Below are 15,762 nucleotides of genomic sequence, written 5' to 3'. Positions count from 1 at the left end.
GCCATGACCAAACTTGGAATTGGCGTTGCGGTGTTGGCAACAGTCTCCTGCCTTTCTGCCGGGGCACAGACCATCAATGTAACGACCCTCGATCAAGCCGGGGCCCAGATGGTTCTGCAAGCAGCGAAGGCGAGCGCACAGCACCGCCATGCGTCCTCTGCAATCGCGGTGGTTGATCCGGCTGGGGATCTGCTTGCTTTTGAGCGGATGGACAGTGTTCGGCCGGCAAGCGCGGACCTCGCGATCGGGAAGGCACGAGCGGCCGCGCGGCTGCAACGACCGACGGCGGAGATCGAGGACAATATCAACAAGGGTCGAACGGCGTTCGTCACCGCCAACATCACGGCGCTGCGCGGCGGCGCGCCGATACGCGTAGCGGGCAAAGTCGTGGGCGCGGTAGGCATAGCTGGCTTGAGCAAGGAGACCGACAGGGACATCGCCAACACCGCGGCGGCAGCGCTGGGTTCCTTGCCGGAGACAGCCGGGGATCATTAACGGCGCAAGAACCCAGGTCTCGCCGAGGCGTCGATGATCCGCGAACGAAAGGCTTCTTCAGAGCTTCGAGAGTCTGAGATGGAATGACGGCCCCCCGTTCAGCGCTCGGGATGAGCCGATCGAAATCGTCGTCGACTGCGATCGACAGATACGGCTGACGCCGATCGGCCGAGCCGTCCAAGACACGCGGAGAAGCCGGGAATTCCTATCCCTCTCGCCTGCCGAGAGCACCTGAGATGCAGCGGTAGAGCAAGTTTTTTCTAGATTCTCTCCTCCGCCAGTGCCAGTTGATTCTAATGATATTCTTGAACTGTTTTTGCCCCCGGATCGGCCCCGAAAGATGCGCTATTTGCTATGTTTCTTTATCTTCACGCTATGAGATGCAGCGCGCGGATCGATTGTTGCAGGTCGATCCGACGCGCGTCGTAAGATAGGATATCCGGGCGAGCAAAACGGACTCCCGAGGAGCGTATCAACCTGGAGCTGAAATCGTCGTTCGGACGAGGAGAGTAGCCTGCTGAATCACTGGAATTAATCCGTGACTGCCACGTCGAGCCTCGCCGAGAAGGTTCGCCCGTCGACCTCCGTGAGCCGGAGCGATCTCGCCCGAAGAGCGGCGGCAGAGGCAGGCGGGGGCAGTGTCACCGACGCGGCCGCTCCCATCGGTGCCCGGATCCCGATGGGACCAGGCGCGAACTTGTTGTAGGCGTAATCGTTGGCGAAAGCGGCGTTTGGCAAGGCCGAAAGGGCGGCGTCGTCGTAATGCGCGACTGGCTGATTGCTTGCGTCGAGCAGATCGGCTGCAACGACATGCACAGGCGCTTCCGGCGTGCCGGCATCGAGATAGACGTGAAAGCGAACGGAGCCATCAGGCAAAAATCTGGCATCGCTAACGGTGAGATGATGTTTCGTCGGGCTGACCGGCCCGCCATGGAATGGCGTCACCACCGAACCGCGATAGTAGCTGTAGGTACCGAAGTTGAACACCAGGACAAAACCAAGCACGGCGAGTGCGAGTTTGCGGAACGCGATGTCCTTGATCGGCAACGGCAGGCTTCCGGCCGTCCACCGAAACCAGCGTTTCCCTGCGAGCGCGGGATCGCGTCGGATCAGGACGTTGTCGATGGAGTAAGCGCCGCTGCCGCCTAGCAGCAGGGTTGCGCCCATCGCGAGATTGCAGGCGGCCATGGTCCATTCGTCGATGCAGGTCGCGCCCTGCCAACCGAACATCGCCATCAGCAGCACCGAAAACCCTATCGACACCAAAGCAGCCGCGCGGGTCATAAGTCCCGCCATCAGCATCGCGCCGACGATCAGTTCGGCGGAACTGAACAGGATCACGCCGATATAGAGCAGCCAGAAGTGATGCAGCATGAAGCTGATCAGATGATCGGTCCCGAACAGCGCCCCGGGCATTGCGGTCTGAAACTTATTTGCCATCCAGGTGGGCGCGTCCGGGTTGAGCTTCGAGGGCGCGTAGATGAAACGCCGGGATCCGCCGCCCCAGTAGATGAAGCCCTGGATGACGCGGATTGATATCATGGCGAGCGACGCCGTTCGCCATGAGCGCTGCGCGTCGGTCAGGCCCGCGTCCTTGTCGACCGGACGCGCGATGTTGGAGGCAGATGTGAGGGACAGAGTGGCCATGAGTGCATCTCCTTGTTCGATCAGCCCGCCGATGTCGTGCCAGTGAACGGCTTGAATCCATATCGCTCGAAGATCGAGATCGCCGCGGGCGAGCGGATGAACGAAAGCCAAAGCTGCGCCGCCTCCGGGTGCGGCCCGTTCCGCACTTCGGCGCCGGCATAGATCGCCGTTGTGTTTTGCGCCGGGGGGATGTCGACATGGGTGATCGGATTGCCGGCCTGCTCCTGGAAGGCCGCTTCCGATTGCCAGGTCACGCCCGCCTGCGCGCGCCCCTGCATCAGAAAGAGCGGGGTCTGCCGATGATGGATCTGGGTCAGAACTGTGCCGCCGTCGGCGACCTTGGTTTTGTATACGGTCGTCGCCAATGCGTCGCCGCCCGTCTTCTTCAATGAGGCTTCAATCTGGCGGCCGATACCTTCGAATTCAGGGTTTGGCATCACGACATGAAGGTCGGGCCGCGCCAGATCGGAGAGAGTCTTGACGCCGCCGGGATTGCCGGACGGACCATAATCGCAAGGGAATTGGTCACGTAGGGAACGGCCGGGCCTGTCAACAGGCCCCGATCGATGAGATTTTGGACCTTCTTGAGCCCCGCAAGATAGGCGTCCGGCTTCGCCGTCCAGGTCATGTTGCCGGAGGTAACGGTCCCGCCAGCCTCGATCTGCTTTTCGAGGACGCCGGGCGGAAGAGTTTCCCAATAGATCCTGCCTTTGAACGCGGGATGCTGTTGCTCGAACGCCGCGACCAGCGGCGCCATGGCGAAGAAGTAATTGCCACCGACATACAGCACGAGCTTCGGGTCGGATACGCCGCCATGGAAATCGGCGAGATCGTCCAAATGTGGAACCGTAAATGAAAGCCCGCGTTGCGCGGCGTCGTTGTTCTCCCCGTGTTGCCAAGGAGGAAAGATGGAGTTGCGCTGGACCCGCTCGGTGGCCTGAGCGGCGAGCGGCAGAAGCAGGGCGGCGGCAAGTGCGGTGGCGAGGGTTGCTTTGCGCATTTGATCTGCTCACGTGGCGTAGTGGAAGCCGGCCTGCTGCAGTTCCGGAATGGTCGCAACTATTCCGGGGGTCAGCACGACGCCATCGACGAGATGGTTGGTCAGCTCGGCGGTCACCGCCTCATGCGAGGCATGATCCGGATTCTTGCCGGATGCGATCAGCTTTGCCGTCACTTCCCAGATTGCGTTATGGCAAGCCAGGAAGACGACGCCGCGCTCCTGCAGCGCAGGGATGGTGTCGCCAACGGGCCCGAACACGCTATTGGGATCCTCGCTCCGCGCGAAAGCAGTCGGGGCGGGCTTCGGCATGGCCAGCGTGTTCGTCTTGAAGCGGTCGCCGGTCAGCGTCGCGAGTTCAAACTTCTCCCACATCACATGGTCGAACAACGCGAGGTGCGCCGTACCATGCGTGGCGGAGACGGCCAGAAAGTCCTTGTGTTCGAAGGAAAAGATCTGCGCATTAATCGAGTTGCGCATCAAGTTGAGCCAAGGACCCGCCAGATTGGTGTTGTCCCACACCTGCTTGTGCGCGCCGCGATAGGCGATGATCTCCTTGAGCGCTTCGTTGTCCCAGAAATCGGATTTTTGAAGAATCATCGGCACCGTCGTGAAATCGCGCCGGCGCGGCGCGCGGCGCAGCCGGTTCATCAAGCCGCCGAGCTCTTCCGCCGGGCGGGATGATCTGCGCGGTCGTGGCGGCATGCGCGGAACCGGCTGCAAGCGTAGCGGTCCCGACTGCCAACGCGCCTAAGCTGACAAGAGCGGTACGCCGTGAGTCATCGAACGTCATTCAGTATCTCCTCAAATGGCTTGCCGGTGAACCGATCGACGTTGCTCGAAAGGTCCCCCTTGCTGCTGATGAGGTAGGAGCGTCACGATGGCACACCAACGCAATCTTCAGATCGATCCAATCACGAAATCTGATGATTACGATGCGATTGAGCGGCTGACGACTAGCTTCCACTAGCTGGAAGAAGCTATGCGCGAGCTGGTCGCTGAGCATTGGCCTCGCCACTGGACCGTGGTGTCGCCCGACTGCTCGCTTCCAACCTTCGCGGAGTCCACCACTCACCTCAAGGATAGGCGTTGCCCTCGCTTATTCGGCAGGCGCCGGATGGACGTCGCGTGCTATCGCTTGATCGCGTCGCGTACCGAATAGCCGATTCTGCAGCCGATCGAGGTAGAGGTAGACGACGGGCGTGGTGTACAAGGTGAGGATCTGCGACAGAGCAAGACCACCAACGATCGCGTAACCCAAGGGTTGACGGATCTCCGATCCAACGCCGGTACCGACCATCATCGGCACGGCCCCAAGGAGCGCTGCCATTGTTGTCATCAGGATTGGTCGGAAGCGCTTGATACAGGCCTGGTAGATCGCTTCTTCCGGCGTCAGACCTTCGGCTTGTTCGGCCTGGATGGCGAAATCGACCAGCATGATGCCGTTCTTCTTGACGATGCCGATGAGCAGAATGATTCCGACCACCGCAATCACGCTCAGGTCGAAATGCACGGCCATCAGGAGCAGCAGTGCGCCAACGCCTGCGGAAGGAAGTGTCGAGATGATGGTGATCGGGTGAATGAGGCTTTCATAGAGCACCCCGAGGATGAGGTAGATCACGAACAGCGACGCGGCGATCAAAATCGGCGTGCTTTTCAGTGAGGCACCGAAAGCCTGCGCATTGCCCTGGAAGCTGCTCTGCAGCGACAGCGGCGGATGCAGTTCCTTTTCGATGGTCTGAATGCCGCTCACCGCCTCGCCGATTGCGGCTCCGGGCGCCAGATTGAACGAGATCGTCACGGAAGGGAACTGCCCCTGGTGGTTGACGACAAGCGGCGCGACCTTCACGACGGAATCGACCAGGGTCGATAACGGCACCTGCTGTCCGCTCGATGACTTGATGTAGATGCCATTGAGAGCTTCAGGCCCGTACTGGAACTTCGGATTCACCTCGAGAACGACGTGGTATTGCTGCAGCGTCGTGTACATGGTCGAGACGATGCGCTGACCAAAAGCGTCATCGAGCGTATTGTCGATCGTGTAGGGCAGGATGCCATAGGACGAGGCGACCTCGCGCTTGATCGTGATGTCGAGCAACGGTCCCGCATTGAGCTGGTCCGACGTCACATCCGCGACCGTGGGCAACGTCTTGATCTTGTCGAGGAACAGGCCCGCCCAGTGGTTGAGCTCGCCCGGGTCTGCGTCGTTCATGGTGTATTGGAACTGGGTCTTGTTCAGCCGGGCGCCGACCGTGATGTCCTGCGCGGGCTGCATGTAAAGGGTGATACCCTGGATCTTGGCGAGGTTGGTTCGCAATCGTCCAATCACCTTATCAATCGGGTCGCGCTGGTCGGCCGGCTTGAGCTGGATGAACACGCGGCCGTCATTGACGGTGGACGTACCTCCGCCGGCGCCGACGGCCGAGCCAATGGATGCCACTGCGGCGTCACGCATGACCGCATCGAGCATGGCCTGCTGGCGCTCGGCCATCGCCTGGAACGAAATGTCCTGGGCAGCTTCCGATTGACCCAGGATCAGGCCGGTATCCTGCTGGGGGAAAAAGCCCTTAGGAATGACGACGTACAGATACCCGGTCACCACGATGGTACCGATCATCACCATCAAGGTGATGAAGCGATGCCGCAGCACGACCTTCAAGCCTGCCTCATAGGCGTTAAGCAGCAGATCGAAGCCGCGCTCGGACCAGCGATAAAGGCGGCCGTGCTCATGGCTCTCGGGTTTGAGCAGGTAGGCGCACATCATCGGCGTGAGCGTCCTGGAGATCACCAGGGAAAGGACCAGCGCGACACTCACGGTGATTGCAAACTCACGGAACAGCAGGCCGACATAGCCGCTCATCAGGAAAAGCGGAATGAAGACGGCGATCAGAGAGAACGTGATTGCCATGACGGTGAAGCCGATCTCGCCGGATCCCTTCATCGCAGCGTCGTACGGGGACAAGCCTTCCTCGATGTGCCGCGTGATGTTCTCGATCTCGACGACGGCGTCGTCGACCACGAATCCGACCGCGATTGAAAGCGCCATCAGCGACAGATTGTCGAGGCTATAGCCCATTTCATAGAGGACCGCGAAGGTGCCGATCAGCGAGAGTGGCACGGTGACGGCTGGAATGATGGTTGCCCAGAAATTGCGAAGAAAGACGAAGATCACCATCACCACGAGAGCAATGGTCAGTAGCAACGTGAACTGCACGTCCGCAACCGAAGCCCGGATTGTCTGGGTGCGGTCCGAAACGACGTTGATCTTGATGTCGGCGGGAATTGACGCCTGGAGCGTCGGCATCATCGCCTTGATGCGCTGCACCGTCTCGATGACATTGGCTCCGGGTTGACGCTGTACGGCAAGAATGATGGCGCGGTGGTTGTTGTACCAGCCCGCGATCAGATCGTTCTCGCCCGCGCTGATCGCGCGTCCGATGTCGCGAATGCGGACTGGCGCGCCGTTGCGATAAGCAATGATGAGGTCTGCGTATTGCTCCGGGTGAAACAGCTGGTCATTGGTGTTGAGCGTGTAGGTCTGTCGCGGGCTGTTCAGCGTCCCCTTGGCCAGATCCACGTTTGCTTGGCCGAGGACGGTCCGTACATCCTCCAGATTGATTCCGCGCGCAGCCAGAGCCTGTGGATCGATCTGTACGCGAACTGCGGCCTTCTGCTGGCCGCCAATTCCGACAAGACCCACGCCCTGGATTTGCGAGATCTTCTGCAGCAGGATGTTCTCGGCATACGCGTCGACTGTGGTGAGCGGCAGGCTGTCCGAGGTGAGGCCAAGCACAAGGATCGGCGTGTCGGCCGGATTGACCTTCCGGATCGTCGGCGGATAGGGCATGCCAGTCGGCAGATACGGACTTGCCGCATTGATGGCCGAAAGCGTATCGCTGACGGCGCCGTCAATCTGGCGATTCAAGTCGAATTGCAGCGTGACCTGGGTGTAACCGAGCGCGCTCGCCGACGTCATCTGTGTCAGTCCGGGAATTTCCCCGAACTGGAGTTCAAGCGGCGAAGCGACCGATGAGGCCATCGTCTGCGGGTCCGCGCCAGGCATCTGGGCGGTGACCGTCAGCGTTGGATAGTTGACGTTCGGCAGTGCGGCCACCGGCAGCAGGGGATATGCGACGAGGCCGGCAGCCAACAATCCAATCATCAGCAGCGCGGTCGCGATCGGTCGCCGAATGAAGGGCGCGGAGATGTTCATGGGATCGGTGCCTGTAATGCGTCTTGAGCGGCGGCTTCCTCAGCGGCCTTGCCGTGCAAGGGGACGACATGCGTTCCCGGCCGCAACTTGTATTGCCCGTCGACCACGACCTGCTCATTGGCTTTCAGACCGGAATCAATCAGCGCCTGACCGTCACTGACCTGGGCAACCTTGATCTGGCGGAGAGAGACCGTGTCGTCCGAATTGACGACGTAGGCGTATGGTCCGTTCGGGCCTTGCTGGACGACAGAGGCGGGAACCGTCAGGCCGTTGCGGCGCGTATTCAGCAGCAAGCGTGCATTGACGAGCTCACCGGGCCAGAGGCTGTTCTCTTTGTTGGCGAAGTTCGCCTTGAGCTGGATCGAGCCGGTCGTCTGCAGGATCTCGTTGTTGACGAGCCCCAGCTGTCCTTCGCCCAGCCGGATCGTGTTGTCCTGGTTGTAGGCCAGAACAGAAAGCGGTGCCTTCGTCTTCCGCTGCTCTTGCTGGATCTGCGGAAGAACGGTCTCGGGCAGGGTAAAGATCAGCGAAATCGGATCCAGCTGTGTCACGACACAAAGGCCGTTGGTATTTGACGGGCTGATGATGTTGCCAACGTCGATCTGGCGAATACCCACCACGCCCTCTATTGGAGATGTAAGTCGCGTAAAACTCAGCTGGACGTTTGCAGCGTCGATCAGCGCCTGGTCCGCCTTGATCGCCGCCTGCAGCTGGCTGACCTGCGCATTCTGCGTTTCAATCAATTGAGGAGTGGCCCAGCCCTTGTCGCCGAGCTGGCTGTAGCGGGTTTGATTTGCCCGCGCATTTGCAAGCTGCGCCTGATCGCGTTCGAGATTGGCGGCATATTGATCGATCAGGGCCTGATAGGGCCGTGGGTCGATCTGTGCGAGCAGATCACCGGAATGGACCTGCTGCCCTTCGGTAAAGTTGATGCTGGTGATCTGTCCCTGGATCTGGGCCCGTACGATATCCGTGTTGTAAGCAATCACCGTACCGACGCCGGTCAGATAGATCGGAACGTCGCGCTGGGTTACCGCCCCGGCAACGATCGGAACAGGGGGCGCCGGAGCCGGTGCAGCCGCGGCCTTCTCCATAGGGTGGAAATGCGTAAGGTGCAGCAGGCCGGCACTCGCGGCGACTGCAGCCAACACGGCGACAGAAATGACGATCTTCTTTTTCATAGATGGTTGCTCCGGAGGGCAGAAGCTCAGCAGCCGCCTGGTAAGCCCGTGGATGTCGACGTGCCGAGGGATGAGCATCCAGGTGTGACGACCGAAGCGGACGCCGCAGGCGGCGTCACGATCGGCATTGCCGGTAGGATCGGCGCCACGCTGCCTGTCACCAGCGGGACTGCCGGCGTGGGAAGCAGGGCCGCAGAGCTGACACCGAGATTGCCGATCTCTGTTGAACCGAAGGGGAGGCCGGTCTTGGGACTGCCGCCGGGCGTTGTGGGAAGGGTCGAAGTCGGGCTGGAGGATGCAGCGATGCTGCTCGAGCCGGAGCCGCACATGCCCGACATGCCAGCGGTATCTAGCGCGCCCGAGATGGGGCTCTGCATCGTTGCTGACGTCATTGACAATGATGAGGTCGTCCCTATTCCCGACGACGTCGATGCCGCTGTGTTCCCGACTCCGCCCGTTGCTGGTGTTGACCCAGCCATCGCCATTCCGCCGCCGTCATATGTCGACGTCGAGCCATACATTCCGCTTGGCGAGGACCCAAGTGTCGAGCATGCAGTCCCGGTCGTAGGTGTGGCAATGCTACCGGTGACAACAGGGGCCGGGCTGAGGCCTGCTGAAGGCAGCTCGGTTGCGCCCAAACCAATTCCCATCGGTGAAATCGGCGAACCAGTCGTGCTGCCGAGCGGGGAGGTTGCACCGACTGTAGGCGTCGGAGCGGCCATTCCTGTCATCTGAGCGAATGCGGCACCGCTCGCGAACAGCGCAAAACCGGCGGCGATCAACCAACACCTCACGTGCATCCTCCATTCGAACCAATTGGGCGCAGGTAAGAAGTGTCTATGCGTCGGCGCGCTCCTTCCGAATTCGCACGAAGATGGTGAGCTGGACCGATTGCCGACCATGCTCGGATACGCATCGAAAGAAGACCCGCCGAAGCGGGTCTGTCTGCATGCCGGACTGGCGCGCCTAGGGCATCGCCGCGGGGCGGCGTGCCGATGGCTTGGCGGTGTCAATCGTTGACCTTCGGACCGCCGTGATAAACGTGCTCATCGAGTTCCGTTGCAGATTTCGGCGCCTGCCCGTCAAATGCGGCGTAGGCGTTGTCGGCGCGGGCGATTGCCGTCTCAGACATGCGCGGCGGATATGTTGAGATACCCGCAATAGCCGGCAGAACGAATGCAACGAGCATCGTGATGGATGCGATCATGGTCGAAAGCTTTCTCATGGTGTATCTCCTGTTGTGAACCCTGATAGATAAGTTGGCTGGCGCGGCCAGGTAGGACAAAGCGTTTCCCGAAGAGTTGAAAGTGCCGGTACGCGGCTATGCCTGATCAGGCAAACTAGCGAGCACCTTGTCGAGCGTGATCGGATAGTTCCTGATCCGTGCGCCGCACGCGTTATAGACAGCGTTGGCGATCGCAGCTCCGGCGCCGCAGATTCCGAGCTCACCGATTCCCTTGCTCTTCAGCGGATTGGATCGCTCGTCCAACTCGGGAAGGAACACCGCCTCCAGGCTGGCAGGAATATCCGCATGTACCGGCACATGATATTCAGCCAGGTCGTGGTTGACGAAATAACCAAAGCGGGGATCGAGCACGAGATCTTCGTGCAGGGCTGCGCCCACACCGAACACCATTCCGCCAATGGCTTGCGACCGCGCTGTCTTTGCGTTCAAGACGCGGCCGGCTGCGAACACCCCGAGCATCCGCCGCAAGCGCACTTCTCCGGTGTCCTGGTCAACGCCAACCTCTGCAAAATGGGCACCGTAGGACTGCTGGGAGAAGTCCTGGTTGTTGCGGCCCGGCTTGATCTCGCCATCGGCTTCAACTCCCGAGCCGACAAGTTCTGTAAGGCTCACAGAACGCTCACCCGTCGCAATGTGGCCGTCGCCGAAACGTGCTGTATTGGGGTCCATGCCGGCGAGCCCCGCAAGTTTCTCGCGCAGCGCGTGGCACGCTTCGAACAGTGCTGATCCAGAACTCGCCGCGCCGAACGAACCGCCTGAGCCGGCCGCCTCCGGAAAAATCGTATCGCCGAGATCGACGCGCACTCGTTCTATTGGCAATCCCAGCATTTCCGCCGCGATCTGTGCCAGGATCGTGTAAGTCCCGGTACCGATATCGGTCATCGCCATTCTCACCGTAGCTATGCCATCGGGATCAAGCCGCACAGTGGCTCTTGAGAAGCGGAGGGGATTGCCTCGGGTCCCGGCTGACATGCCCATTCCGACCAGCCATCTTCCATTCCGAACTTGGCCGGGCGTTGAATTGCGCTTGTCCCAGCCGAACCGGCGGGCGCCCTCTTGCATGCAGGCGACCAGATGACGGCTTGAGTAGGGGATGTGCCTTTCGGGATCCTCGGCAGGCTCATTCCGGATCCGAAGCTCGATCGGATCGAGCTTCAATTTTTCGGCGAGCTCGTCCATAGCGCACTCCAGCGCCAGCAATCCGACGGCTTCGCCGGGTGCGCGCATGGAGGATGCGACAGGAATATCGAGTGGAACCAGGCGATGTCGCGTCAGCCGATTCGGACCGGCGTAAAGTGAACGGGTCTGCAGCGCGGCGGCCTCGTAGACTTGTTCTGACGGCAAGTTGCCCGAGAAAACGTCGTGACCGATTGCGGCAATCCGGCCGTCGCGATCGGTGCCAACGCGGATACGCTGGATAGTGTCCGAGCGATGCGTCGTCACATGGAAGATCTGCTGCCTGGTGAGGGCAACCTTGACGGGCCGCTTGAGGTATCGCGAAGCGATTGCGGCGAGAATGGCATCGGCGTTGACCCATAGCTTGCCGCCGAAGCCGCCGCCGATGAAGGGACTGACCAGGCGCACGTTTCCGATGGGAATATTCAACGTACTGGCGACGACCCGCTGGCCCTGATTCAGCATCTGGTTCGCCGTATGCAGGATCAACTTGTCGCCGTCCCACATCGCGAGCGTTGCATGCGGCTCCATCATCGCGTGGCTTTGCAGCGGTGTGCTGTAGGACACGTCGATCTGCACTGGAGCGCTGGCGTATGCGTCCGAGAAGTTTCCGACTTCGCTGTCGGCCGGTGCACCGTCCGGCTGGTGCGGGACGCGGGCGAGAGCGAGATGATGAGGCAGGGCGTATTGTCCCCTCTCCCGATCGTACTTGACGTCGACCAGATAGGCGGCGGCCCTCGCCTGCTCGAACGTCTCGGCGACCACAAACGCGACCGGTTCGCCATAGCGGGACACGACAGGACCCGTGAGCACAGGATGCGCCTCACGATGGTTGCCTGTGCCCTGCTTAGGAGCGTTGCGGTAGGTCAGGACGAGCTTGACGCCCGGCGATCGTTCGGCTTTCATCGTTTCGATCGAGGCCATCCGCCCCCTTGCGATAGAAGCCTCAACGACAAATCCGTAGAGAGCGTTCTGTTGCATTTCATAGGCGTAGTGCGCGCCGCCGGTAACCTTTAATCGCCCGTCGATGCGATCAAGCGGTTTTCCGACAATCTTCTCGGCATCCAGCGCGTTCGCCCCGACAGGTCCATCCATTTCCATCTTGATGCTCTCTCAAGTGCGGGTGATTTCGCCGAGCACACCGTGCAGGGTGCGGCGGGTCAGCGGGATCTTGAAATCATTAGAGCCATATCCACGCGCGCTCTCCAGAACGGCGTCCGCGGCTGCATCGAATGTCGTGGTGCCGGCAGTCGCATTCGTAAGCTTCTGCTCGGCGGTGGTGACGCGCCACGGCTTTGGGGCGAGACCGCCGAAGGCGAGCCGCGCCGAGCGGATTCGACCGTGCACGCTGTCGACGATGGCAGCCACCGACACCAGCGCAAAAGCATAGGATGCGCGGTCGCGCACCTTCCGGTACACCTGAGCGCCCGGAGGCGGCGGGGGCAATGTGACAGCCGTGACGATCTCGCCGGAATTCAGCGTCGTTTCAATTTCCGGCGTGCGGCTCGGAAGCGTGTGGAAATCGGCGATCGGAATAGTGCGGGTATTTCCTTCGTGATCGATCGCCTCGACCTTTGCGTCGAGTGCGCGCATGGCAACCGCCATATCCGACGGATGCGTCGCGATGCACGCCTCGCTCCCACCCAGGACCGCATGGATGCGGTTGAAGCCGGCAAGCGCCGAACAGCCCGAACCGGGTACGCGCTTGTTGCAGGGTTTTGTGACGTCGTAAAAATAGTAGCAGCGCGTCCGCTGCAGCAGATTGCCCGCCGTGGTCGCCTTGTTGCGCAGTTGGGCGCTCGCGCCGGCGAGCAGGGCACGGCTTAGCACGCCGTAATGCCGTCGCACCCGTGGATCTGCCGCGAGGTCGCTGTTGCGGACCAACGCGCCGATGCGCAAGCCGCCTTCCGAAGTTTCTTCGATTGTGTCGAGCGGAAGCCGGTTGATGTCGACTAGGGTGGATGGCGTCTCCACCTGCAACTTCATGAGATCGAGCAGGTTGGTGCCGCCTGCAATGATCTTGACGCCGGGCTTGCTCGCCGCAATAGCTGCATCCGCGACCGATTTCGCACGCCCATAGGAGAAGGCTTTCATGTCTGTTCTCCCATTGCCTGCTTGATAGCCGCGACAATATTCGGGTAGGCCGCGCAGCGGCAGATATTACCGCTCATCCGCTCACGAATTTCATCATCGCTCACCTCTGCTGCCGGTTGAGTCAGATCCGCGGTCACATAGCTCGGCACCCCCGCGCGGGTTTCGGCCAGCATGCCCACTGCTGAGCAGATCTGGCCCGAGGTGCAGTAGCCGCACTGAAACCCGTCATGCTCGACGAACGCCGCTTGCATGGGATGCAAGTCTTGGCCGAAAGCGAGCCCCTCGATGGTGGTGATCGATTGGCCGTCGTGCATGGCTGCGAGCGTAAGGCATGAATTGATGCGGCGTCCTTGGACCAGAACTGTGCAGGCACCGCACTGGCCATGATCGCATCCCTTCTTCGAGCCGGTGAGCGCCAAGTGTTCACGCAGGGCGTCCAGCAGGGTTGTACGGGGATCGAGCGTAACATGGTGCAGACGGCCGTTCACCCGCAGTTCGATGGACATGAGGGACGGTTCCGCCTGATAGGTCCCGGCGGCAAGCGCGCCACGTGGAAGGCTACCCAACAGGAGCGCGGTGGTGCCGGTCTCGACGACCGTACGGCGGCTGACCTCGATTGTTGGAAAAATGGATGGTGTATTTTCCATGTCAGTTCCGTATTTGCAGGGCAGATCGAAGATGTTGGGGCAAAGTCACATCGCTCATGACCAGAACGTGTCCGGTAGATTGACAACGATGGGTACGGGCGTGCTGCGCACCACGACCCACCGGAAAGGAAGAAGCTGGGAGGGGTTGATCTCCATATGCGGAAGAAAAGCAGGAACGTGAATGAAGTCGCCTGCCTTGGCGCGTGCAGAGAACTCACCCCTGTCGCCCCATCGCACCTCGCAACGGCCTGACAGGACGAATGCGATCGTGTCCTGTTCGCCGTGATGGTGGATCCCGGTTCGTGCGCCTGGCTCCACTTCGAAAAGGCCACCCCAGATTGTCGAAGTGATGCCCAGCGACGGTCCGATCGCGGCGAAGCGATGGGAGCCCGATGTTTGTGCCGTCGTTGCGTCGAATCGATCGCGGCTCACGATTTGGATTGCTGATCGTGTGTCCATCATGCCGCCTCCCGATCCGGTGGCGCCATGAATTCGGGGCCGACGGGATCCTTGATTGTCTCCCGAAGAATTCGGTCGATCTCGGTCATGGCGGCATCATCGATGCGCCAGCCGAGGGCGTCGGTGATCGGCGAGAGTTGTTCCGCGCGCCGGGCACCCCACAACGCAATGTTCAACTCGCCGCGATCGAGTACCCAGCGTACCGCCAGGTGGATCACTCGTCTGTTGAAGCGATCCCGTGCGAACCGGTCGAGTCGCTCCACGGCATCGAGATATTGCTGAAAGCGCGGCGATCGAAATTTGGGGTCGCTCTTCCGCAGGTCGTCGCCGGTGAAATGACTCGATGTGGACATGCCGCCCGACAGCAGGCCGCGGCACAGCGAGCCGTAAGCGAGCATCGCGATCTTCTTCTCCTGGCAATAGGGGAGCACGTCCTGCTCGATTGCGCGTTCGAACAGATTGTAGGGCGGTTGAGCCGTATGAAGTGGCGCGACCTTGCGGAATTCATCCATTTGGGCCGGGCTGAAATTGCTGACGCCGACTGCCCGAATTTTGCCGTCGCGGTGCAGCGCGCCGACCGCCTCGGCAGTTTCGGCAATTGGCGTCAGGGGATCAGGCCAGTGCACCTGATAGAGATCGATGACATCTGTCCGAAGCCGGCGCAAAGAACTCTCTGCTTCCTCGATGATTCGGGCCTTGCGCGCGTTACGGAACGGCCGGTTGTTTCTCCAGTCGAGCCCGACCTTTGTGGCGATGATGGCGTTCCGGCGGCGACCGTCGGCAAGGGCTTTTCCGACGATTTCTTCCGAGCGGCCGAAGCCGTAGACGGGCGCCGTATCGATGAGATTGATTCCGCGCTCCAGCGCTTCCTGGATCGTCCTGATCGCATCGCTTTCGTCGGTTCCGCCCCACATCCAGCCACCGATCGCCCAAGTCCCGAGCGCAATGCGAGATGCGCGGATGGATGTGCTGGGAATGTCAATATATTCCATGTTCGTTTTCGGGGCGACCTTCATTGCTTACTCCTGTTTTGTCTGCGCCCACCTGATTGCATGAGACGACGCCGGCGAACGATCGCGCGAACCAATCTCGATGCTCAGATCGGACACCTGGCTGTCTCTGAAGATCGCGGCTGCAGGCAGCGTTGAGTGGGCTAACTTGACAGGCCGGAGGTATTGCCGCTGGCGATGCGTCGCCATTGAATTGGACTTCAGAGTCGTCACTTTGAATTGACGCGCCCGATCGGGGCTGCCGTCGGTCCGGATGACGCGAGCGGATCCGGACCGCGGGCAGGCTGCAGCTACACTAGCTGCAGCTTAGCGGTAACGGCTGATCGGGATGCAAGGCGTACCAATCGTAGCAGTCGGGCTCGCCATAATAGTACCCGTATCCCGGCCGGTATCTGCCGTAATGATTCATGGCGTGGTAATGGATACCCGTGTCATACGGATGGGGATGATCGGCAAGGCCGAGATGATCACCACCGATATGACCCATGTCGCCACGCATTGCCATGCCGCCGACATGAACGCCTCCGCCGAGGCCGCCCATGTGGGCGCCACCGCCGATACCGCCGATGTGCGCGCCTCCTCCGAATCCGCCCATGT

Annotated in this window: 12 protein-coding genes and 1 pseudogene; 2 read left to right on the top strand and 11 right to left on the bottom strand. The window is 60.9% G+C overall.

From position 1 onward, the window contains the following. Window positions 1–3 precede the first annotated feature (3 nt). A complete protein-coding gene (locus tag FXV83_RS02040; RefSeq protein WP_148737268.1) occupies window positions 4–495 on the top strand; it encodes a GlcG/HbpS family heme-binding protein in 492 nt (163 codons plus the stop codon). Between the two features lie 531 nt (window positions 496–1,026). On the opposite strand, the gene FXV83_RS02035 is transcribed toward FXV83_RS02040, so the two are convergent. The 5 genes and pseudogenes from FXV83_RS02035 to FXV83_RS02015 form a co-directional block, all read right to left on the bottom strand. After that, complete coding sequence (locus FXV83_RS02035) at window positions 1,027–2,142, bottom strand: TQO small subunit DoxD (RefSeq protein ID WP_148737266.1); 1,116 nt, start codon at window positions 2,140–2,142, stop codon at window positions 1,027–1,029. Between the two features lie 20 nt (window positions 2,143–2,162). Further along, window positions 2,163–2,899: pseudogene (locus FXV83_RS02030) on the bottom strand (substrate-binding domain-containing protein). A gap of 252 nt (window positions 2,900–3,151) precedes the next feature. Then, window positions 3,152–3,844 carry a thiosulfate dehydrogenase gene (tetH, locus tag FXV83_RS02025; protein WP_235939283.1) on the bottom strand — a complete coding sequence of 231 codons (693 nt, stop codon included), beginning with the start codon at window positions 3,842–3,844 and terminating at the stop codon, window positions 3,152–3,154. A 394-nt stretch (window positions 3,845–4,238) separates the two neighbouring features. Further along, a complete protein-coding gene (locus FXV83_RS02020) occupies window positions 4,239–7,352 on the bottom strand; it encodes an efflux RND transporter permease subunit (RefSeq protein WP_148737264.1) in 3,114 nt (1,037 codons plus the stop codon). Then, window positions 7,349–8,533 (bottom strand): efflux RND transporter periplasmic adaptor subunit, encoded by a 1,185-nt coding sequence (locus FXV83_RS02015; protein ID WP_148737263.1) that lies wholly within the window; start codon window positions 8,531–8,533, stop codon window positions 7,349–7,351. The genes FXV83_RS02020 and FXV83_RS02015 overlap by 4 nt, the downstream gene beginning before the upstream one ends. 48 nt (window positions 8,534–8,581) lie before the next feature. On the opposite strand from FXV83_RS02015, the gene FXV83_RS02010 reads away from it, so the two are divergent. After that, window positions 8,582–9,268: a hypothetical protein gene (locus FXV83_RS02010; RefSeq protein WP_148737261.1), complete on the top strand. Its 687-nt coding sequence runs from the start codon at window positions 8,582–8,584 to the stop codon at window positions 9,266–9,268. 274 nt (window positions 9,269–9,542) lie between these two features. On the opposite strand, the gene FXV83_RS02005 is transcribed toward FXV83_RS02010, so the two are convergent. The 6 genes from FXV83_RS02005 to FXV83_RS01980 all read right to left on the bottom strand — a co-directional run bounded on the left by FXV83_RS02005 (window position 9,543) and on the right by FXV83_RS01980 (window position 15,171). Next, window positions 9,543–9,758, bottom strand: coding sequence for a hypothetical protein (locus FXV83_RS02005; protein WP_148737259.1), 216 nt, complete (start codon window positions 9,756–9,758; stop codon window positions 9,543–9,545). 96 nt (window positions 9,759–9,854) lie between these two features. Next, the gene (locus tag FXV83_RS02000) at window positions 9,855–12,056 is read right to left on the bottom strand and encodes a xanthine dehydrogenase family protein molybdopterin-binding subunit (protein ID WP_148737257.1); all 2,202 of its coding nucleotides are present in this window, start codon (window positions 12,054–12,056) and stop codon (window positions 9,855–9,857) included. 12 nt (window positions 12,057–12,068) lie between these two features. Beyond that, window positions 12,069–13,049, bottom strand: coding sequence for an FAD binding domain-containing protein (locus FXV83_RS01995; RefSeq protein ID WP_148737255.1), 981 nt, complete (start codon window positions 13,047–13,049; stop codon window positions 12,069–12,071). After that, window positions 13,046–13,696: a 2Fe-2S iron-sulfur cluster-binding protein gene (locus FXV83_RS01990; RefSeq protein WP_148737253.1), complete on the bottom strand. Its 651-nt coding sequence runs from the start codon at window positions 13,694–13,696 to the stop codon at window positions 13,046–13,048. The genes FXV83_RS01995 and FXV83_RS01990 overlap by 4 nt, the downstream gene beginning before the upstream one ends. Window positions 13,697–13,750: 54 nt before the next feature. Beyond that, window positions 13,751–14,158 carry a cupin domain-containing protein gene (locus tag FXV83_RS01985; protein ID WP_148737252.1) on the bottom strand — a complete coding sequence of 136 codons (408 nt, stop codon included), beginning with the start codon at window positions 14,156–14,158 and terminating at the stop codon, window positions 13,751–13,753. Continuing rightward, window positions 14,155–15,171, bottom strand: coding sequence for an aldo/keto reductase (locus FXV83_RS01980; RefSeq protein WP_283811693.1), 1,017 nt, complete (start codon window positions 15,169–15,171; stop codon window positions 14,155–14,157). The genes FXV83_RS01985 and FXV83_RS01980 overlap by 4 nt, the downstream gene beginning before the upstream one ends. Between the last annotated feature and the right edge of the window lie 591 nt (window positions 15,172–15,762).

This window comes from Bradyrhizobium hipponense (assembly GCF_008123965.1).
GTDB lineage: Bacteria > Pseudomonadota > Alphaproteobacteria > Rhizobiales > Xanthobacteraceae > Bradyrhizobium > Bradyrhizobium hipponense.
Note: the sequence above shows the minus strand (reverse complement) of the source record. Positions and strands in the feature narration are given on the sequence as shown.

What these genes read in the sequence shown, in the direction of transcription:
- tetH (WP_235939283.1), bottom strand. Translation starts at nt 3,844, where the DNA reads ATGCCGCCACGACCGCGCAGATCATCCCGCCCGGCGGAAGAGCTCGGC.
- FXV83_RS02015 (WP_148737263.1), bottom strand. Translation starts at nt 8,533, where the DNA reads ATGAAAAAGAAGATCGTCATTTCTGTCGCCGTGTTGGCTGCAGTCGCC.
- FXV83_RS02035 (WP_148737266.1), bottom strand. Translation starts at nt 2,142, where the DNA reads ATGGCCACTCTGTCCCTCACATCTGCCTCCAACATCGCGCGTCCGGTC.
- FXV83_RS02020 (WP_148737264.1), bottom strand. Translation starts at nt 7,352, where the DNA reads ATGAACATCTCCGCGCCCTTCATTCGGCGACCGATCGCGACCGCGCTG.
- FXV83_RS01990 (WP_148737253.1), bottom strand. Translation starts at nt 13,696, where the DNA reads ATGGAAAATACACCATCCATTTTTCCAACAATCGAGGTCAGCCGCCGT.
- FXV83_RS02005 (WP_148737259.1), bottom strand. Translation starts at nt 9,758, where the DNA reads ATGAGAAAGCTTTCGACCATGATCGCATCCATCACGATGCTCGTTGCA.
- FXV83_RS01995 (WP_148737255.1), bottom strand. Translation starts at nt 13,049, where the DNA reads ATGAAAGCCTTCTCCTATGGGCGTGCGAAATCGGTCGCGGATGCAGCT.
- FXV83_RS01985 (WP_148737252.1), bottom strand. Translation starts at nt 14,158, where the DNA reads ATGATGGACACACGATCAGCAATCCAAATCGTGAGCCGCGATCGATTC.
- FXV83_RS02000 (WP_148737257.1), bottom strand. Translation starts at nt 12,056, where the DNA reads ATGGAAATGGATGGACCTGTCGGGGCGAACGCGCTGGATGCCGAGAAG.
- FXV83_RS02040 (WP_148737268.1), top strand. Translation starts at nt 4, where the DNA reads ATGACCAAACTTGGAATTGGCGTTGCGGTGTTGGCAACAGTCTCCTGC.
- FXV83_RS01980 (WP_283811693.1), bottom strand. Translation starts at nt 15,171, where the DNA reads ATGAAGGTCGCCCCGAAAACGAACATGGAATATATTGACATTCCCAGC.